The organism is Extibacter sp. GGCC_0201, from assembly GCF_017566055.1.
Classification (GTDB): domain Bacteria; phylum Bacillota; class Clostridia; order Lachnospirales; family Lachnospiraceae; genus Extibacter.
Window position 1 is genome coordinate 1 of the sequence record NZ_JABFCH010000153.1, and the last position, 224, is coordinate 224.

Annotated in this window: 1 protein-coding gene; it reads right to left on the reverse strand. The window is 47.8% G+C overall.

Annotated features, from left to right (window positions below; translation table 11 throughout):
• Nucleotides 1-224: glycine--tRNA ligase subunit beta (locus tag HJV72_RS19075; protein WP_208073448.1), on the reverse strand; the 224-nt coding region annotated here is incomplete at both ends.

The following is a 224-nucleotide window of genomic DNA, read 5'->3' on the forward strand; positions in this document are numbered from 1 at the left end:
TTTCCCACATAATGCAGTAGGATATTCAACAAGATAATTGACTTCTTCCAGTAAGTCTTCGTCAATTTCAGCAATTCCGCCTTCGACAGCCGCCAGTTCTGTCACCTGCTGACGAATCAATTCACGGCGGGCATCCTGATCGACCATCACAAAGTTGTCAGCCAGTGCCTGTACATATGCATCAGCGTTGGGGATCTCAACAGCTCCCTGCATTCCCATAACAG